We start from the raw sequence: 21929 nt of genomic DNA on the forward strand, positions 1-21929 counted from the left end.
CTTATGGGTATGATCTTATTCTAAGAAAAGGATGTATGCGTTCACAACAGGACAGAAGTAAGATATCTATGACAAAAGGACGGACTATTTCACTGCTTGCCAATATTAGAATTCATCGCCATAAACTGGCTGGGCATAACGCCGACTGTAGCCTTGAATGATCGACTGAATAAATAAATGCTCGAAAAACCCACCTGTTCAGCAATAGCGGTTAAAGTTTGCGTCCCTTCAATTATTCTGATTTTCGCTTGTTCGATACGAATATGCGTCAAATATTTATGAATCGTAATACCAAGCTGCTCTTTAAATAGAAACGATAAATGATTCGTCGAAATTCCGACATGCTCACTTATCGTATGATTATCCAGTTCAGGATCCCAATATCTTTCATTTATGAATGTAATGGTGTTCTCTATGAACATCCAGCCCTTCGTCATCTTTCCTTCTCTAGCGTGATGACCCACCTGCCCCTTCATAAATAGGACTAATAATTCCAGACATATCCCCTTAAGAATCAACGAAAAGCCGGATCTCTTGTCCAAGAACTCCTTCTGCATGATTAGGAATCTCTTCTTTAGCTCGATCCGGTCCGGTAAGCTCAAGTGGGATATTGGACTTGCAGATGCGAACTGCATCTCCTTGGCTGGAATCGCTTTCCGCTCTTCCGTAATCGCTTGATCCTTCCAAGTGCTTCGTTCTTCCTCATAGTACAAATCAAAATGTACGATATACTGGATCAGTGGCACCTCTGACGTAGAGCGAATAATATGCGCCATGAAGGGTGGCATGAGCAGTATGTCGCCTTCCTTCACTTGGTATTTGATCCCATCCAAAAAGAACTCCGCTTCCCCTTGTTCGATATACGTAAACACATGGTCATAATCCATCCATTCACCCGCTAGAGAGAAGGATTTGTGAATTTTGACCACTCTGACGAAAGGCGTTATGCCGTTCATCCAATTCTCCATATACATCCCTCCTGCGGAATGATTGATGATCACCTTAATATTTAACAGTTATTCGTGCACCCTTTGACGCCGACTTGGCAATCGCATCCAACACCACTTGATTCCGATACCCATCCTCGAAGCTTGGAGACGGATTGGTATTGGTTGAAATGCCTTCCATAAACGCATGCATCAGATTTATAAAAGTGTGTTCATAGCCAATTCCATGACCAGCCGGCCAGTAAGCTCCAGCATACGGGTGTATGCTTTCTGTACATTGAATTGTTCTAAAACCTTGCATGCCGAACTCATCCTTGTCCAAGTATAACTGAAGGGTGTTCATATTTTCCATATCCCAGCGCAAAGAACCCCTCGATCCATTGATTTCAAGGCGATTGCCATTGCGGTTTCCTTTGCCATATCGTGAAGCTTCAAATACGCCGAAGGCCCCATTTTCAAACTTGGCCAGCGCCGCAACAGCATCATCTACCTCTACATCTGCTAAGACCTGTTCACCAGTCCCAGCAGTTGGACCTGCAGTAGTAGGACCTGGTAAGCCCTCCATAGGCCTTTGTTTAATAAATGTTTCCATCATGCCACTAACCTCTTCGATTTCACCCACCAGAAACCGCGCCAAATCAATGGAATGAGCCATAAGATCGCCTAAAGTCCCTGATCCGCAAATATCTTTTCTTAAACGCCAGACGAGGGGAAAATCGGCATCCATGAGCCAATCTTGTAAGTATTGCGCTCTTATATGATAGATTTCCCCTAGAACTCCTTGTTCAATGAGCTTTTTGGCATACTGAATGGCGGGCGAGAAGCGGTAATTATGTGAGATCATATGGATCACACCAGCTTTTTGAGCAGCCTTCCACATGGTGAAAGCTTGTTCTTTATCCATGGCGAGTGGTTTCTCGCAAATAATATGCTTCCCCGCTTGAGCTGCAGCTATGGCAATTTCCGCATGCAAATGATTCGGAGTACCGATATCAATCACATCTATATCGTCTCTCTCGATTACACGACGCCAATCCGTCTCATAGGATAACCATCCAAATTTATCTCCTGCTTGTTTGACATTAGCTTCATCACGACCAACAATTGTTTGCAGGACAGGCTCGATATCTGTATTGAAATAAAAAGGTAAATCTCGGTACGCATGACTATGCGCTTTGCCCATAAATTTGTAACCGATCATACCAATGCGAACTTTTCTTTTCAAACTCATGCCTCGCTCCAATCAAATAATACACCGCTGTACTGATCTTTATTTAATCGGAGACCCTCATAAGCTGTCTTGGCTTCTTCTGGCTTCAACACATGGCTAATTAAAGGTTCGATCTGCAGTCGTTTCTGTTTCATCAGCTCGAAAATAATAGTCGAATTTCTGACCAAGGAATGTTTAACAAACTCGTTGGGTTCAATCGGATAACGCCATTCATGCGCTCCTTTGAAAGTAATACATCCTCTATTATACAGATGACAATAATTCAGAACCTCCGTCACGTCCGTGTTATATTCACCGCGAGGACTGCCTAAGAAAATGATTTCCCCTAGCTTGGCGACATAAGGAAGACTCTGGATGGCTACTTGCGGGATACCTGTTGCCTCTATATGGGTTGAAACGCCCTTCCCATGGGTGATCTCGGCAATCTGTTCCTTTACGCTGTCTTGTCCACCATGCACACCATAACTCAAACCACATTGCTCGGCAATACGAAGTCGTTCCCCGGACAAATCTATACCTATCACTGTGGCGCCTTGAGCCTTCGCTAGCTGAGCAGCCATATTTCCGATTAGACCAATCCCTGTTACGCTTACATAATCCCCGAACTCAATCGCCGAAACACGAATCGCTGTTGTTGCGACAGTAGCCATACGCGTAAAAGGTACCCATTTCAAATCCAGATTCTCAGGAACTTGAAGAAAGGTTCCCCTAATCGAAACAACCTCATACTTACTGTGGCTCCCATAATGAAAAACAATATCACCTGGTGAAAATCCCGTTACACCTGCTCCAACTTCCACAATTTCACTCACTGCCGCATATCCAGGAATGCCTGGCATCGGGAACCAAGATTCATTCCCTGACAACATGGCCAGTTCCGTCCCCGGACTGATTAAGGTGTACAGTTTCTTAACAAGTACCTCCTCTACGCCAATTTGTGCAGTGAAGTTCTCTTTCACCGTTTCAACCTGCCATGGACTTTGGAACATTACTTTTTTGTTGATCATCACATCGACACACTCCTTATATATGGATCTCATTTTCAATATAAATGTTTTTACTTGGAGCGTCTTTGATGGAAAGCATGATTTTTTATCTAAAAACACGGAACCCCATATGGAGTTCCGTGTTTTTGTTCTTGCGATGTTCTACATGGTCAAAAATGGGGCTTAACCTCTGTTTCCTCTTACGGAAGGATCAACCCGGCCTGCTGCAGAAGACGTTGCGACATGACAGCAACTTCTGCTCGTGTCAATAATCCTTTCGGTGCCAGCGTACTATCCGTTCGGCCAGCAACTATGCCTCCCTGTAGACAAATGAAAATACTTGTTTGCGCCCACTCCGATACCTGATCAGCATCCTGATACTTGATAAGAAGTGCTGTGTCAGCTAGGTTCTTCTTCATGCTTGTTAATTTCATGGCGTTAGCCATGATCATCATCGCCTGTTCCCTGTCGATGGTATTCGTCGGCCGGAAAGTGCCATCCTCATAACCCCCAATAAGATGGTAGGCAGAGGCAGTTTGAATCGCATCATGGTACCACGATGTACGAGCAACATCAGCGAATATACTACTTCCATTTTGCAGCTTTAATCCTAGCGCCCGAACAATAATAGTAGTAAACTCCGCTCGTGTAATGTGATGATCCGGGTTAAAGTAATTATCGTCTTGCCCTTGAATAACCATTCTGGCAGCCAAATCATTTACTTCTTTTTTCGCCCAGTGATTTTGAACGTCTCCAAACTCGACGCGGTGTGAGACCAGAAAGTAGACGCTATTCGTTAAACTACTTATTTGAGCCCAATATTTCCCGTCTACTTTCACTATCTTGGTCGGTACGTGTCGTAAGGTTCCGTCTTGGTCGATCACGACTGCTGTCGTGATTTGGCCCACATCTGCTTGATTCTCAATTGGCAGCATTCTTTCTACATAATTGCTGAAATGAGAAATCTCTATCGTTTGGCCGTTATAGCTTGCAGTCACTTTGAAGTCAACTAGCGAAGATTTCAGCTCCAGCTCGTTAGTTTGAAGGGTATTGTTTACAAGCTGCACCATATCCTCATTAGGTTTAACAATTTCAATCTGGATTGCAATGTCTTGAAACGCCACATTTTCACCAAACTGACGCTGTAAACTTTCAATTTGAATCTGCTTTGCTGGTAAAGTATACCTAGCTGCATCGGTTTGCAATTCTAGTACAGCATTCTTTTGCTCCATGCTTTTAACCATTTGTCCGGTCAATTTACCTAGGAATGCGTCCGTTGTACCCGAAGTCGACAAAATAATATGACTACCCTCTTCACCTGTGGATAAACGCTGCTCCAGCTTTTGAGCATCGACGGTATAAGTGGTTGTGGATTTGCCTCCTTGTTCATCTATAACAGTAGAGCCCAACTCACCTGTTTGTGAGGTAACAGGAGCCTGTCCGGAAGGTATACTAGATGGATTGCCATCCCCGTTATTCGAATGCTCTTCCGTATACGGAACCGCACTTACTTCTTGCGATGCTTCGCTGACACCACCCGGATTTACAGCTTTAACGGTAAAATAGTACTTCGTGCCATTGATCAAATTCACGATATCATACGTATAAACAGAGCCGCTTACGGTTGCAAGTTCGCTTCCATATTCACCTGAACTCGTGCTGACAAAAATCTGAAAACTCGTCACATGATCCATCGGGTCCCAGCTGAGACTTACTTGCCTGTTGCTAACAACTGGGGCTTTAACGGTTGGTGTGCCAGGCGGCGATATTTGTGGTGTTGCACTGACTTCCTGGGATGCTCCACTTAATCCTCCTAGATTGCTGGCCTTTAGAACAAAGTAGTAAGGTTTTCCATTCGTTAAATTCACAACATCATACGCATAAACAGAACCGCTCACGGTTGCAAGTTCATCTTCGTATAAGCCTGAATGATCACGGACATAAATATGATAATGAATGGCTGAATCCATTGGTTCCCAAGTGAGACGCACTTGAGTATCGCCCGGCAGCGCGGACGTTACTTGAGGTGCTCCCGGCATTGCTATTTGCGGGACTGCTAACAGTTCATTGGAAACACCGCTCTCTCTTTCACCACGAACTGCCTTGATGACGAAGTAATAAGTATCGCCGTTATTCAGTCCTTCAGCCTTGTACTTATAAACTTCATTGCTAACCGTTGCTAGCGGGGAACCATATGAACCCGCTGTTGCGCTAGCATAAATGCGATAATTCAAGGCTCTGTCTACGTTGCTCCAGCTCAGATTCACGTAACCATCTCCTGCTATAGCAGATAGCAATTGTGGTTTGTTCAGTTCAGTTACCGTAATCGTTGCCACTTTTTTGAATTCACCATTCGAGGTTTTGGCTTCTATGAAAGCTGTACCTAAGCCAATCGCAGTAACGAGTCCATTTTTATCTACGGCAGCTACATTTTTGTTGCTCGACGACCATAATACTTTATTATTCGTTGTATTTGCTGGCAGCACCGTCGCCATCAAGGGCTCCGTTTCGCCTGGAAGCAAGGCTAATGCTGTTTGGCTCAAAGAAATGCTTTCCGGATACACTTCTGGACCATAGACTTCAAACTCCCAGATTGAATAGCCATACTGCGTAGCCCTTACTGTACCGTACATCCTTACATATCGAGCATCAGTCTGATTAAATGTAATTTTTTCAATTAAACCCTTGCCAGCGGTTGTGCTATACACGTTATTCCAGGATTGCAGATCATTTGACACCTGAATCTGATAGCTTTTTGCGTAGGCAGCCTCCCAATAAAGCTTCACTTCATTAATAGATTTGATGGTTCCCAAGTCAACATAAATCCAGCCTGGATCGACGGCTCTTTTGGAACCGAACCGGGTCGACATATCTCCGTCAAATGCCCAAGGCGCCGTATCCACCGTGCTGTCATTAGAGGAAGCGACCGCTGGCTGATTTAGGGCCAGATTCGTCTGGGGCCGAGGTTCAGGATTCTGTAGCGGTTTGATGGTGATATCGCTGTAATTGTCCTTATTCGCAAAATTCATCTCATATAAACTTGCCGCAGGCTGGGCTTTTCCCGGCATATATACATTCTCAAATGTGATTCCACTTACGAGGGCATCGGGCAGCCCTTTAATTTTGGCAACACCCTCGCCAACATCACGTACGTTAATATTTTTGACCGTAATTCCTGAGATCGGTCCTACACCCGTATTGCTCCCATTTACCGTGAACAACGTCATCCAAGCACTGTTATCTTCGTTGAACCCGCTAATATCCTCGACATCTATATTCTCGAAAGTAACATTGCTCACAGCACCAGTGCCATATTTATGATGAATCGCAAACCCGACTGCCGCCTTGTACACGACGCCATCTCGAAAAACTACATTATTCTGATCCTGCATGACCCCTTGGCCAATTTTGAATCCGTAGCACAATGTCCAAGTGATGACATCCTCAAAGAGCACATTACTTACAGGCTGTGGACTGCCGGGCCAAGGTACTTTGCCCGACGCAATATCCGTCGTTTCATTCCAAGTTTTCGTCGAGAAGGGATCATCCAGCGCAATCCCGATTGCATTTCTCACTACGACATTTTGCGACTCGCACACATCGATCCCGTCATTTTCACCCATACCCAAACTGTTAAAAAACTTCACATTGTTAAAACTAAGATCGTGTGAACGAATAGGTGTAACCGCCCAAGATGCGGATTCTCGGATAATAATCCCATCCATGATGAAGTTAGATGTCGCAATGGGTACAACCAGATTGTTAATCATACCTTTGCCATTCGTGGATTTATCGTCATGTAGCGCTGCGCCATTCCCATCTATTGTTCCACGTCCATACAGCTTGATGTTCGTCGACTCGAATGCGGTAGAAATCCACCAGGTTGCCGGCCTGCCCATTGAATTCTTGAACCAGTGTTCTTTATAATCGGCTGTTTTTCCAGTTCCTATAAACACTGCCCCCGGCTGCATATAAAGCGCGGTATTGCTTTTCAGCACAAGATTGCCAATATAGTATTGTCCCGCAGGAATATACACGATTCCTTGGACGCCGTCCCCTGCCTGGGTACCGTAGCTGCTAGCATCGTCAATGGCTTGCTGAATGGCTGCTGTTCGATCTGCCACACCCGTTTTGTCCCCGGTTGGGGTGACTAGATAAGGGGCTTGTCCAACATTGAAAATACCTGTTCCTGATGATGCAGGCACATCGGTTTCTGCCGGATCAGCCGCAATGACGAGGCGTGTCTTCCTGCTGTTCATCGTAATAATCAAATATTCGTCTTTCTGCGTGGTGAACGTCAAGGTTCGACCCACAACGCTGTCCGGTTGAATTCCCAGTTTCTTGGGGCTAATTGCGTAATCGTGAACTTTGTCCGTATTTAATATCGTAACCTCGAAGGTAACCGGTCCATTGGACATGGAAAAGTTCGCATAATCATAATCGTCAAAAGCTTTGACTACTGGAATATCCACTCCGTTCGCCTTCAGCGTGTAGTTAACGGAAGCCGCATACTTCGCTGGTTGATTATAGGGATATATGACTGCTTTCGGAGCTGCTACATTATTTTCTGAAGGCACTGCTGCCTCCATGCTTGTTGTTAGAGGGTTAAAAAGAAACCCTGCCGTAAAAACAACCGCCATGATCATACTGAAAAATCGATTAATTGTTTTCATCTGTTAATTCCCCCCTGTATAGCTTCGCTGACTTTCGCAAAGGTGTTAGCGCTTCCACTTTTCCATTATAACAACTGGATCCTTTGGTAATAATGCGGTATTCTCCATTTTGAGGGCAGATATTTATTGATAATGGCGCTCAGCAACAACGATAATGAAAATAACGTATAAGAAAACCCCCGCTGCTCTTGGCAACGAGGGATTGATATAATTGGAATATTTTATATTTAAAGGTAATTACATTTATGCATTGACCCGCAACAACTCTGCACGATACTCACCTGGCGTCTTCCCGGTTTCCATTTTAAATGCTTTCGTGAAGGATTGAACCGTCAAGTAACCTACTTGATCCGCAATCTCCTGAATTTTCAGTCGAGGATCGCCGAGAAGCGTCCTGGCAGCCGCAAGTCGACGCTCCGATACTCTGTCCTTAATCGTCATGCCGGTTTCATCCTTATAGATTTTACGCATATGGGACGTGCTGATTGTAAAAATTTCACTTAACCGCTCAATCGTTAAGTCATCTGCCAGATGTGCATCGATATAAGCGGTAATTCCGTCAGCTAATTCCTGATTTTTCAGAGATCGTTTCTGTTCTAGCTGATCAAGTACGAGCTCGTAGAGCGCCTGCATGTAAGCGACCATGCTCTGCATCGTTTCCATTTCCAACAGGTCGGTATGCCTTAACTGCTGAATAACCGGCTGAAAGCCGAGGTTGGCGTCGATATCATACACACAGCGCAGTGATGAAGAAAACAACTGTAGGAAGTAATGCCTTACCACCTCAATTTGCCTCGCGTGATGATCCATCATATGGCTTTCAAATTCTTGTAAGCCAGCAATGACACCTTCCCGGTTCCCCGTTTTGAAATGAGTTAACAATTGCTTCTCGAGGCCCAACGGATATATTGCAATGCCTATATCAGGACGAATGGCTTCGTAAAAGATGACCGTATTGCCGCCATATACGAGCTTCTGCCGCAGCGCTGATCCAGCTTCCTGATAGCAATCACTAAGCTCTTCGATCGTCATATGCAGTGCACTTACGCCGATCGTAAACGTCATCATAGATTCCTTGCATAGAAGCTCTAATAACTGACGCAACCAAATGCGCAGGTTATCAGGAAGCATCTCTGATGTGTTCTCTTCTTTGTCCAAATGGAGTACCAGCACCATTTCATTCGGCTCTGTCTCGACCAAGAATCCTTGATACGCCTGTTTGCCGAAAGCCTCTTCCTGTAACCCCTCGGAAAGCTGTAGGAGCCTTGAATTTCGCTCGGATTCATGAATCCCCTGAGAGAACTTGGTATATTGATCCATGGAGACGAGTACAACAACGAAAGCCCCTCTCTCGGGTAAGCTCAAGCCGTAATAAGCCAATCGTTCCATGGTTTGTGGCGTTATCTGTTCGTCACCGCAAACCAATCGTTGCAGAAATTTATTCCGGCTTTGGATCTCATAATCCTTCAGCAACATGGTCAAATCGCGGTTCTGATCCATCAGACGGCTGACATTGCGCTCAATCTGAACGATCTCCTTGACATGTTCAGATTTCCTATCTTCGGGTTTCTGATCCGTACCGCGCATCATAATCAACAGCCGGTTCATTGGATTGACGATTCGTTTGGACAGCAGCAACGAGCCTATTAGGCTGAGCACCACCGCCATCAAACTGATAATGACCGTCATCCGGCTCCATAAGTGGAGACTGTGCGTCACTACGGACTTCGGAATCATGTACGTGTACACCCAACCGCTCGTTACGGATGTGACATAGCAGACCAACGTGTCTATTCCGCGTACTTTGGTCAGTAAGCTGCCTGATGCCCCGTTAAATTGAGAAATATCTAGGTCGCTGACAAGTTCACCAATATCGGTGATCCCTTCTTCCGTTTTTTGTGAAAGAACATGCCCTTCCTTGTCGGTTACAATCAATTGGACATCGGGATTCGTATTCAACGACTGCATAATCTGCGCCAAATAGTTCCCCTTGATGTTGATCACGACATAAGCGGAGGGCGTCCCTGCATGTATGATAGGAAGCGTCTTCACAATGGAGATAACTGTTTCTTCCTTAGCTGCGGAAATTCCCGGTAGAAATCTTGTACGGACGAGCGATTTATTAATCGGCTGTCCTACCATAGAACCGACGAAGTCTCTGTCTTGAAAACCGCTGAGCGGCACCGCTCCCTCTAACGAGGACAGAATTAACTGTGAGTTGGTATAGTAAATAGATACGGAGTGAATATAGTCACTGGACAGAACGACATTCTCGAGACGCTGTCTCAGCTGCAGCTGCATGTAGATATCAGCTTGCTCATAATAATCCATATAATGAAGAAAAGATGAATCCAAGAATACAGATTCCATCGCCTTATCGACTTCAGCCAGCACAATTTCCTGCCCGTTCTTAAGCAATTGCAGCGTATTGCTGCTGTTCTGGATGGCATCTCTCCAAAGTAAAGAAGAGGATGAATAATATAGTGCCCCGCCTGAAATCGCTGCGACCAGTAGAGAAAGCACCAAGAAATAGTTGAAATATTCAAATAAGCTGCTCTTCATAAAGCGCTTTTCTTTTTTCTCTTTCATTTTTGCAGCCCCCACACTAGATACCTGGGCTCACATTGCCCGATCTCAGTTCGTTATATGTTTTTATCTTGGAGTCCATCAAGGCTTTACCACCCTTCTTCTTCCATGTAGCCACATATTCGTCCCATTTGGACAACGGCTCTTTCCCAGTAACAAATTTGATAAACATCTCCTCTTCGTATTTGGCCACATCGGGGCCGTACGATTTCTGCTCATCGGTCAGTGGAATCCCATAGAAAATATCCTGGTACAAGGTATATTGAGCTGCCGATTCAATGAAGTGATTATTATTAATTTGCACCGGATCCTTAGATGAGTTGCTCACTTGCTCCACTAGCTCTTGTCTCGAAATAATTTGACTAAGCGGGTCCAGCCATTTCTCGTCGAACGCCTTCTGTCCAGCTTGCGTCCGTGCCTCCGTAATTTCACGATAGTGCTCACCTTTAATGCCATAATGACTAAGCTCCCAGCCCTCATCTGTAGACAAATAATCGAGAAACTGTAGGACGGCTTCCGGATTTTTCGTCTTAGATGAAATGGCAATTACTCCGCCTAAATTACCAAAAGACAACATCCCGCTTTTCCCTTCTGGCCCCTTAATGCCCGGAAAAATAGGTTCCCATTGTGCATTCGGCACAATATCCTTCATTTTAAGCTGCTGTCCAAGTGTTTGCGGGGCGAAGGACCACCAGGCATTGAAATAGCCGATTTTCCCTTGAGCCACCTTTTGCATCGCTTGGTCGGCCTTAATCGTAAACATCTCCGGATCGATGACCTTAGCATCCCATAAGTTTTTGATATAGCTAAGCGCTGACTTATATTCTGGTGAAATGGCAACGGGATAAATCTTGTTACCTTTTAAATAACTATGCATAGGCACACTGTTGGCAAACATGCCTGGTGAGATGCCAAATGCCCCGAAAATCGGCATGAAGCTTTCCGCATACGTGTTCGCGTTGCCGATGCCGTACGTATCATTCTTGCCGTTCTTGTCAGGGTCATCATAGGTAAACGCTTTCAGCATCTGCTCAAATTCTTCCAGATTAGTGGGCATCTTCCTATTTAGAACATCCAGCCAATCTTTGCGCACGACAGGAACTTCCTTGCCTGCCGCATTCTCATAGGGAATTACGTATTGCTTGCCTTTGTGCTTCGTCAACTCCCACATCTCGGGCTTCACATTCTTCATCAGGTTAGGCGCATATTGAGCTAAATAAGGGGTCACGTCCAGGAACAAGCCTTGATCTACAAATTTCTGATAGTCGAACGAGCCCAGTCTGCTCATATCGGGAATATCCCCTGAAGCAGCCAGTGCGTTATATTTACTATTAAAATCATTATTGGGCAGCATGTTCACGTTCAGCTTCACATGAGTCCTTTTCTCGATTTCTTTGGTCACCGAATTGTCGTCTCGCCAAACCCGACCCCCATCGGGCTGAATAAGCGAAAGGGTCACTGGAGTCTCAGATACTTGACCACTCTGAACACTGCCACTTGGAGGGTTCTTGGTTTCCGTGCTGCTGCAGGCCGCCGCCAGAGTTGCAGCTAACGAAACCATATATAGCAAAGCGGTAGCGCGCTTAGTTGAATTGGTTTTCATTAATGGCCATCTCCCCCTTTGTCTTGTTTTTATTATAAGCCATAACTGCCAATGATCACAGACTTCCCCTTTATAAAACTAGTTCCACGATTCATCCTGCGCCAGGCCACGATTTGTGCATAGTGATTGATAACTCTATTTTCCCACGAAAGCGATTACATTTATAGATAACAATGTGCTTTTTTGTGCCCGTATTGCCGAATCGTCAGTTTGGATAAAGAAAAGCAATTCTTTTCATTGCCAACTCACGATTGGGACGTAACGCTAATTTTTGAAGGGTTTCTCTCATCTGATCGAGAGGGAAACATAACGGGGGCGGCGCAAGGGCGGGAGCGTGTGGCCAGTAAAATGGCAGGGGCTCAGTGAGAGCTGGCGACGATGGGGTGGGTGACAGCTCGATGGGCGACGGCGGAGCCCCAAAAGTGCAAAAATACAACCTTTTCCACTGATTTATAGCTCAATTTGGTAAATACGTGCAAATAGGCATCCTTTTTGGGCTATTTCACGATAATCTGGTGAAATCTCTCCAAATTGATGCCTATTTGCATCAATTTCCAATAATAGAGAGGAGAACCGTTTCCCAAAAGTGCTCATTTGCACTTTTGATAAGGGGGGGAGGACTTGAAATCTTACTCTATCGAGCAATACATTTGTTTCATCGACTATCTTGCTACTTTACTTCTTACTATATACTCTACTCTACTCTACTCTTACTCCTTCTCCTACACAATACTTTACACGACTCCACTTACCGACACATTCTTCATCCTCCCAACTATTCAATCTTATTCACCACTCCAACTAGTTAGATCAACTGGGCAAAGTTGCGGATACCGGATGGGAAACACAAATGATTGCCACACACCCAGCTTTAATGACTAGGTGAGTGACAATCCTTGTAACTAGTTATTTAATAACTGGTATCCCTTCTTTGGTTAGCTTCCAAAGCATTTGAATCGCTTCTGCTCTTGTGGCAAACCCTAATGGTCTGACGGAACCATCCTCATAGCCGCTTAGCAAGCCGGCAAGAGCTGCCTGCTGCATATCTTGCAGCGCCCACTTCGAAATAGCATGTTGATCGAGAAAAGGTGGTCGTTGGGCAGAATCTTCGAGTTGAGTGACTTGGCGGCCTGTATAGGTCAGCCCCCTCATCAACATGACGGCCATCTCCTCACGAGTAATTTTCGCTTCAGGCACGAATAGTCCTTCCTCTTTCCCAGTTACAATCCCTGCTTGCTGCGCTATCGCAACTGCTTCTGCATAATACGCCGAAGCCGCTACATCATGGAAGCCTGCTCCTATCGCGGAAGCCGAGTCCCGTTTTACTGGCTCTAATCCCAATGCCCGTATGACCAGTGTAACAAATTCAGCTCTCGTAACCGACCGCTCAGGCACAAAGAGGTCAGCACTGTCTCCATTTACGACATGGGCTGCCGTTAAGCCTCTGACTGCCGGGTATGCCCAATGGTTTTTGGTAACATCCGAGTAGTTTTTCGAATACCCCAGCAGCGAGTAAGTGCTGAAATGGTTAAGGCTAGCCGTTATCGTATGTTTGTTCGCGTCATATGTGCTTCGCACATATTCTGGGGCTCCTGTGCCCGCATTCCAATAATAGATACCCGCTACGTCTGGATTGGGCAGATGATCTGTGTTGAAAGTAAGCGTAACTGGCGCCGCAAAAGAATGGACAGACACTTGCTCGCCACTCGAAGTCACTGTGTGAAGCGTCAGCTCCAAGGGCTTGCTTATTGAAGTTAAACTGCCGCCCCACTGGGCTTGTGTCCCCGATAATCCCGATAACTGCGCTGGCGTATAATCTCCCAGACCTTTGACGCCAATCCGAATACTTGTGTAAGCATGTTCTTTCCCAAATAGAGCTTGCAAGACAGTCTGTGGAATGATCAGTCTACCCATTTCCGTTTCGAGCTGTAACCCTTGGCCGTTCAACTTACCCAATAGTTCCGACCCCAATTCCACCAAATCCGCTCCAGGCGGAACGAATGCTAGGAGTGTACTGCCATGCATAAGCTTCAAGTCGTCTGCCGTTAACTTTTGCACAGTATCATCCGACGGACTTCCTTGTATTCCCCCACCCGATGTGTTCACTGGTATAGATGGTGTTCCTGCAATAGCGGTCACACTGGATTTCACAGACATGAGTCGTCCAATCGCATCGAACGCTTTCAATTTCAAGTCGTGGGTGCCGGGTAATAGCACCGTAGAAGCCGTAAGCGTTTGGCCGTTAATCTGATAAGGAACTATGGTTCCGTCTACCAATAGCTCTGCCGTCCCCGCTGCGAAAGGAATTTCTCCTTGCACCAAGTCGGCGGAGATCGTAACATTCCCTGATTGAATCTGCTGATTATTTACCGGAACCAGATTGATGATTTTACTATACAGACCTATATCAGGCTGCGTATAGACGCCGACCTCCCCAACCTTGAAAGAAACATCGGTTGCTGTCCTGGAATTGATGCCGATACTGAACCTCTGGATCTGATCGGGATCCAGATGGAAATTGTCATCCGGCGTTCCGAAAGCAGCGAAATCCGACCACGGTAATTTGACTTGCTGCCAGCCACCTACGGGTGTAATTCCCGTTCCAGTGAAATACCCGGAACCATTATTTTCATAGATGAAACTTCGAACAACTACACCGTCTATAGGGGCTGGGAAATAGACATTGAACGTAACTCCTTCCGTTCCAGCGAAGGACAAATCACTTGGCAAATAATAATTCGGATACGTCCACTTGTCCCCAACATTAGCAAAATGATAATCAAACTGAATGATCCCAGGGCTCGGCTGAGTCACCGTAGCGGTAGCACCTGGCGAAATATTTTCCTCCCACTTGGCAGGATTATCATAGTCTGGAACCAACAAACTCGGCGTTACTGCCTTGTTTTCATTCGAAGCGATCAATGTCGTCGACTTGGAGGTGGGCTCTCCGCTGAACAATCCTTGGAATACGACTGGGAACTTCACATCTGCCGCAATATTCTGGCTTCCTGTTAAAGTAAACGTCAGTGTCTCTTTCGAATATGGAGCAACTGTCACGACCTTGGAAGGTGTTGATAAGTTCCAACCGCCATATACGGATCCGTTAATGGTCCCACTCATCGGTGTCGCATTAAAATTGTAAACTTCCACTTGAATATCCGATGCTGTTGTCTTATCCAATAAGTACCCTTTGGCTTTAGCCTTAGCCGCTGTAGATTCGGGATACTTCTGCATGATGACGATTTTATCCGCACTCGAAAGCTCATCTGCTTTAGGCACAGGCGTTCCATAGAAGGAAGTGCTCAAACTTTGGAAGCTGCCAGCAATCCTCAAATAATGGATATCAGGACCTGACGTCAATGCATAGCTGCCGGTGGAGGACGTCAACTGCATCTCTTTACCTATAATATCCGTTAATTGTGCCGCGTTAGTGCCTGTCGACAAGGTTAGTGGCGTCTCATGCTCGCTCCAGTAAGCGACCACGCTGTCTTCTCCGTCTTTGAACACATAACCGGCCACTCCTTCAGGCAAGCCAGTTGGCTTGCCTAGATAAATGGCTTCACCTAGTGCATGCGTCATCGCTGCTTCCGCATTCACCGCTGCGTATGGCGTCCCTCTGGAGGTGAAAGTACCATAATTCCCAATGGTCTCCTGGTAATTCGGGAACACGAACCAGAAGTGCTTATCCACGCCAGTAGCGATAGATTGAATCGTGGAGGTGGTCAAATATCTGGCCTGCGTCCGCAACTGCTCGCCATACAGCGTCTGTGTGCTGTCAGTGAACGTTTGGGCTACCCCTGCTTCTGTCACATAAATAGGTTTCGTATCCAAATCGTAGCCCTGAATAAACTCCGTATGAGCCGCAAAGGATGGGGGCAAGTCCAATATCTTCTGATCCCCATTATCACTACGGTGACCATGATAATTGTAGATGTCGATATAAGGAGCAATATCGTTCTCCATTAGTAACTCTGTATAACCCCCTGGCGGATAGGCGATTCCTCCCAGTGCGACCCGAGTATCTGCCCCGGAATCCCTCGCTGCAATCGTAGTTGCCTTCAAGAATGCGGCATATAGATCGGCAGGCTCACTATCCGCTGTATAAGCAATATCTTCCTCGTTCCAAAACTCCCAATCTGATTGGCTTCCATAATGTTCAGCACTTTTTCTGGCCAGTTGATACGCATCCAACAGGTTGCGAGGCAGTTTTTTATCATCACTCTTCGTCCATGTCGGAGCAATGTGGTTCAGCTCCAACACGCGAATGCCATTCGCCGCATAGGCGGTGTTATAGGGATCATATTTGCTGAAATCATAGGATCCGCTCGCACTGCTTATGGAATTCCAATGCATCCGTTCTCGCACATAATCGACGCCGGTCAGTCTGACCGCACGAGCGTAATTAGCAGCTTGAGCAGCAGGAATCAGAGAGCCTCCCGCCGCATCAACGGCAAAGGGGTTGCCCGGAGCTGGCCTCCGCTCAGACGAATTCATCACAACCGAGAAATATTCCTTGATCGGCTTGCCGTTATGATCAGCTTCCGCGGTTATCGTATAATGGCCCCGTTGCAGCTGCGATACAGCAACCGTGTAGGAAGGCTCGTACACACTCATGGTCACACTATTCTGAAGAACGACATTGCCGTCATAATCTTCGACCTTGTAGTCAAGGACATGACCACCGCTGGCAGCATCGGTGAATTGGATGGAGATTTCCTTTGTATCCTGTTCTTCAAATAAGCTATTAGGTGCATTGGATGTGATTTTGTTCAGTCCCCAAGGGAGCTTGGTAAACTGCATATAATCCAAGTAAAAATAGATGCGTCCGTCTGACGCTCTCCCGTTCGGAATACGAAAGGTGATTGTATTGCCCCCTGCTTGAAGCGTCACCGGACCTAGATTGAACTTATGAAGCACATTCGCCGGTGTGTCAATTTGCCCAATCTTAGTGGCTAACGTGCTATTTACCGCAACATAATTGCCGTCATTAATTTTCATTTCATAAAGCGGGAAAGATGATAGGCTAATCGGGCTCGACATCACTTCCATCCCATAAATGCCTGAAACTTCAACGTTCACTTGATATTGAACCGTGTAATTTGAAACAGGTACACCACTTAAGCTTTTCATATACAATAGGTCACCATTACTTAGTAAGCTCCGATTGATACCCAAATAATTTTCTTTTGTCCCCGTAATCTCGTTCCCAACTTTGGAGGTGTAATTCTCCCCCTCTACTCGGATTACAGGTACATTATCAGCTGAAGCAATCGATGGAACCGCTTGCAAGATAAGTGTGAGTACAAGAAAGAATGATAATAGGAATGACAACTGTTTTTTCACAGCTCGTTTCCTCCAATTCGATAGAATTCAATAGGATGAGTCGTCTATCACTTTATAATAGGGCTACCCTGGCGGCAGCCCTATGATCTCTTAACGCTCTTTGCCTGGCCAGTCCCATATTTCCAAGTCCTGGCTCCAAGCTATGCCAATCGAAGCATGCGTGTCAAACAATACGCTCTCATCCTCGGGACCACTTCCGTGAAAAAACATCACAAATGCCTCTATGCCTTCCGTTTGTCGGAGATCCAGGACGAACCCAGCCGTCAATCGGCCTTGTGCCCATTCCCACTCCTGCTGGCCCAACGTTATTAGATGGTCATCATCATGCCAATGAACCAAATCCGTTGACCTCATAACAGCGATGCCATTCTCAGGAGAATGGAGCATCACATACGCCTCTTGATACCGGATGATGCAAACGTTCTCTCCTGCACTTGCGTTGCCGCAATAGGTCCACTGCTGAAAATTATCCGTTTTCGATAGGCTCACGCCATTTTGCTTGTAGAAACAAAACCATTCCCCAGGCTTACCGGCGTTCTCTATGAAATAAGGATCGATCATTCGCCCCATCTCCTCCACAGCAACCTGGTCTCCCTTGACACGGAGCAGTTTCGGAGCCGTCCAGTTGATCAGGTCTTCGCTTTCCATCATCCAAATGCGGCAATCACCGTTACCATATTTCTCACCATGGGGTCGCGGATAGGATTGCAAGCACATTCGCCAGGTGTTGTCAGTCCGAATTAGATTACCAGGACTGGAGAAATTCAAGTGTTGATCCCTTGGGGTCAGAAGAAGCGGCTCGCTCCACTGGCGAAGATTCGTGCTCTGACTCATTGCCGTGTACATAAAGACGCGGCCATCTTCCTCCGTCTCCACGAGGGTGTAATACAGCCACCAAATGCCGTCTTTATAAAGCGCGCACGGGTCCCGGAAAGCTCTCCTGTGATCACCCTTCAAGAGAATGGGCGACGACATTTGGCTATCATCCATGATTAGATACCAGAGGCAATATTACTTGATTTCAGTTCGTTATACTTTTTAACTTTGGAATCCAACAGGGATTTGCCGCCTTTCTTCTTCCATCCATCTACATAGGCATCCCAGTTTGACAGTGGCTCGGCGCCTGTTACGAATTTCAAGAACATCTCCACTTCATATTTCGCAACATCGGGTCCTAGCGTATTTTGCTCATCCGTTGCCGGGATACCATAGAAGATGTCCGAAATCAATGTATAACTAGCTGCTGCATCGATAAAGCGGTTGTTTTCAATGGCAATCGGATCCTTCGTAGCGGCATTAATTTTATTCTGGATATCTACGCGAGAAACGATCTGGCTCAGCGGATCTAACCATTTCTCGTCAAACGCTTTCTGACCCTCAGGTGTACGAGGCTCATTAATGCTAGTGTAATGCGTACCCTTAATACCGTAGTGGTTCAGCTCCCAGCCTTCATCTGTGGACATGTAATCCAGGAATCGCAATACAGCTTCAGGATTTTTCGTCTTCGCGGAAATGGCGATCGTTGCGCCTACATTACCGAAAGACAGCATGCCGCTCTTTCCTTCTGGCCCCTTGATGCCTGGAGCGACTGGTTCCCATTTCACATTTGGCACAATCTCTTTCATTTTTAGCTGCTGAATGAGCGTTTGCGGAGCAGTGGACCACCATGCTGCGAAATAGCCGATTTTCCCTTGCGCTATTTTTTGCTGTGCCTGATCGGGTTTGATCGTAAATAGTTCGGGGTCGATTACCTTCGCATCCCACAACTTTTTGATATAGGCTAATGCCTCCTTGTATTCAGGCGATACAGCAACCGGTACAATTTTATTGTCTTTCAGATAACTGTTCATAGGCACACTGCTAGCGAACATCCCAGGCGCAATGCCATACGCTCCAAATATCGGCATGAACGTTTCCGCGAAGCTGTTGGCCATGCCCATACCGTACGTATCGTTCTTGCCGTTTTTGTCTGGATCGTTGAACGTGAACGCTTTCAGCATTTGCTCGAACTCGTCCAAATTCGTCGGCATTTTCATATTCATGGCATCCAACCAGTCTTTCCTAACTGCTGGAACTTCCTTACCTGCTCCGTTCTCATACGGAATGACGAATTGCTTGCCTTTGTGCTTCGTCAACTCCCACAGTTCTGGCTTCAGGTTCTTCTTCAAGTTCGGTGCATATTGATCAATAAGCTTAGTAATATCTAAGAACAAACCTTGATCCACATACTTTTGGTAATCGAATGCGCCGAGTCTGCTCATGTCGGGAATGTCACCGGAAGCAGCAAGTACATTGAACTTTGCGTTAAAATCGTTATTTGGCATCATGTTTACGTTCAATTTGACATTGGCCTTTTTTTCAATTTCTTTGGTGACAACATTGTCATCTTTCCAGACACGTCCTCCATCGGGCTGTGCAAGAGAGATCGTTGCTGGGGCAGTGGATGCGGTTGAAGTTGCAGGTGCCTTGGTGCTTTCCCCTGTAGCTGCTGGTGTACTAGTTTCCGTGCTGCCGCATGCAGCGGTCAATGCTGTTGCGATCGAAACTGTAGCTAAGGATGCGATAACACGTTTGCTTGATTTGGTTTTCATAGATTTTGTGTCTCCCCTTTGAATAGTTTTGCGAATCGTTTTTATGATAAGTCAACTCTTTACCCCTTCACGGACCCGACCATAACACCCTGCACAAAGTACTTCTGCAGGAACGGATAGACGATGATGATTGGCAAAGCTGACAGAATCACCGTAGCGGCACGAATCGTCTCTACAGGCGGCGGCAGGCTGTCGCCGTCAAGCTGTTCCAGCGAAACCGTATACATTTTACGCAGGATCATTTGCAGAGTCGAAAGCTTCGGATTGTTGATATAAATAACGACATTAAGATATTCATTCCAGTGTCCCACACCATAGAACAGAGCTAGCGTGGCTACGATTGGCAGGGACAACGGCAGCATGATGCGAACGAGTATCCCGAGCTCCGAACAGCCGTCCAATCGGGCCGATTCGCTCAGACTAACCGGAATGCCCTGAAAAAAGTTGCGCATCAGGATCAACAGCCAGGCATTAATCGCAGTTGGAATCATCAACGCCCACAGCGTATCGACTAGATGCAGCGAACGGACAACGAGATACGTAGGGATCAATCCGCCGTTGAACAGCATTGCGATGACGATAATCGTCATCAACGCATTGCGCCCCGGCAGCTCCCGGTTAGAGAGTACATAGGCTCCAAGAGCAGTCATAACCAAATTAATTAACGTGCCGACAACCGTAATAAGAATCGTGATGCCATAAGCATCAAGCAGCCCGGAATGGCGCAGCACATAGCGATAGCTGTCGAAATGGATCGAACGTGGATAGAGTAATACGCCCCCTTGCAGCACGTAATCCTTCATATCGGCGAACGATACGATAATGACATTCACGAATGGATACAGGGTGCTTACGCAGAGTAGTGTCAGAATGAACCAAATGATATAGTCCACGAAGCTTGGCTTAGATAAGGACTTGGATTTTGCGTTTACCATATTGCCCCCTCCTCATCAAGTTTCTTGGATACAAAGTTAGCAATCAACACGAGTACAAGTGCGATAGCCGATCGGAATAAGCCTACTGCAGTGGCGTAGCTATAGTTGTTTGTATTCAGCAAGCCGATACGATAAATATAGAAATCAATGACCTCCGCTACTGGAGCTACCTGAGGATTATACATAACCAACGTTTGCTCAAAACTTACACTGAGAATACCGCCAAGGCTCAATACAAACATAATGCTAATTGTGCTTCTAATGCTTGGCAGCGTAACATGCCACAAGCGATGCCAGCGGTTCGCACCGTCAATGGCCGAAGCTTCGATCATATCGGGGTCGACCCTCGTTAAGGCAGCCAAAAAGATAATGGCCCCCCACCCGATTTCCTTCCAAATGGCGCTGCCTACGAACATCATCCGGTAATATTCCGTGGAGGATAGAAATTCAAATGTGTGACCAACCGACGATTTAAGCGCGATATTGATCAGTCCGCTTTCCGAGAACAAATTGTACATTAAAGCGTACACGACAACCCAGGACACAAAATGCGGCAGATAGGAGACCGTTTGGAAGAAGCGCTTCCATTTTGTGAATCGCATCTCATGAACCAGCAGCGCGAACAGAATAGGTGCCGGAAATCCGAATAGAATGCGGTAAAAAGCTAGTACCAGTGTATTTTGGAAGATCTCCCAGAAGTCACCGCTATCAATAAAACGTTTGAAGTGAGTGAGCCCTGCCCACCGGCTTCCGAAGATGCCATCCATAAAGGTGTATTGCTTGAACGCAATCACCACGCCGGTCATCGGCGCATAATGGAAGATGACATAATAGGCCAGTACCGGCAAGAATAAGAGGTAAAGCGGTAGGAATCGCTTCATCTTCTTCCAATTTTTGCGCCGCTTGGCCGATGTCGTTGGCTCCCTGATCAGCGTATGGGGTATGGCGTGATTCGTTGCAGGTTTCATCTTGGTATTCCCCTTTCCGATATGTAGCTAGGCGTTTAAAATTCATTTAACATCATCATGTAAGCG

11 protein-coding genes are annotated in these 21929 nt (G+C 46.1%); all 11 read right to left on the reverse strand.

Translation table 11 applies throughout. From position 1 onward, the window contains the following. Positions 1 to 89: 89 nt before the first annotated feature. Complete coding sequence (locus A8708_RS07070; RefSeq protein WP_068662791.1) at positions 90 to 968, reverse strand: AraC family transcriptional regulator; 879 nt, start codon at positions 966 to 968, stop codon at positions 90 to 92. A 34-nt stretch (positions 969 to 1002) separates the two neighbouring features. Then, positions 1003 to 2178 carry a Gfo/Idh/MocA family protein gene (locus A8708_RS07075; RefSeq protein WP_068662792.1) on the reverse strand — a complete coding sequence of 392 codons (1176 nt, stop codon included), beginning with the start codon at positions 2176 to 2178 and terminating at the stop codon, positions 1003 to 1005. Continuing rightward, positions 2175 to 3185, reverse strand: coding sequence for a zinc-dependent alcohol dehydrogenase (locus A8708_RS07080; protein WP_068662793.1), 1011 nt, complete (start codon positions 3183 to 3185; stop codon positions 2175 to 2177). Before A8708_RS07080 ends, A8708_RS07075 begins: the two co-directional genes overlap by 4 nt. A 179-nt stretch (positions 3186 to 3364) precedes the next feature. After that, positions 3365 to 7837, reverse strand: coding sequence for an S-layer homology domain-containing protein (locus A8708_RS34725; protein ID WP_082927312.1), 4473 nt, complete (start codon positions 7835 to 7837; stop codon positions 3365 to 3367). A gap of 243 nt (positions 7838 to 8080) precedes the next feature. Beyond that, on the reverse strand, positions 8081 to 10426 hold the full coding sequence (locus A8708_RS07090; protein ID WP_068662794.1) for a helix-turn-helix domain-containing protein: 2346 nt from the start codon (positions 10424 to 10426) through the stop codon (positions 8081 to 8083). Between the two features lie 16 nt (positions 10427 to 10442). Beyond that, on the reverse strand, positions 10443 to 12026 hold the full coding sequence (locus tag A8708_RS07095) for an extracellular solute-binding protein (protein WP_068662795.1): 1584 nt from the start codon (positions 12024 to 12026) through the stop codon (positions 10443 to 10445). Positions 12027 to 12932: 906 nt separating this feature from the next. Then, a complete protein-coding gene (locus A8708_RS07100) occupies positions 12933 to 17369 on the reverse strand; it encodes an S-layer homology domain-containing protein (RefSeq protein ID WP_068662796.1) in 4437 nt (1478 codons plus the stop codon). A 90-nt stretch (positions 17370 to 17459) separates the two neighbouring features. After that, the gene (locus A8708_RS07105; RefSeq protein WP_068662797.1) at positions 17460 to 18359 is read right to left on the reverse strand and encodes a glycoside hydrolase family protein; all 900 of its coding nucleotides are present in this window, start codon (positions 18357 to 18359) and stop codon (positions 17460 to 17462) included. A 2-nt stretch (positions 18360 to 18361) separates the two neighbouring features. Then, positions 18362 to 19960 carry an extracellular solute-binding protein gene (locus A8708_RS07110; protein WP_068662798.1) on the reverse strand — a complete coding sequence of 533 codons (1599 nt, stop codon included), beginning with the start codon at positions 19958 to 19960 and terminating at the stop codon, positions 18362 to 18364. 59 nt (positions 19961 to 20019) lie between these two features. Beyond that, positions 20020 to 20895, reverse strand: coding sequence for a carbohydrate ABC transporter permease (locus A8708_RS07115; protein ID WP_068662799.1), 876 nt, complete (start codon positions 20893 to 20895; stop codon positions 20020 to 20022). Beyond that, positions 20889 to 21863, reverse strand: a complete 975-nt coding sequence (locus A8708_RS07120; protein WP_082927313.1) for an ABC transporter permease — start codon at positions 21861 to 21863, stop codon at positions 20889 to 20891. Before A8708_RS07120 ends, A8708_RS07115 begins: the two co-directional genes overlap by 7 nt. Between the last annotated feature and the right edge of the window lie 66 nt (positions 21864 to 21929).

Origin of the sequence: Paenibacillus oryzisoli (assembly GCF_001653565.1) — a bacterium.
Classification (GTDB): domain Bacteria; phylum Bacillota; class Bacilli; order Paenibacillales; family NBRC-103111; genus Paenibacillus_E; species Paenibacillus_E oryzisoli.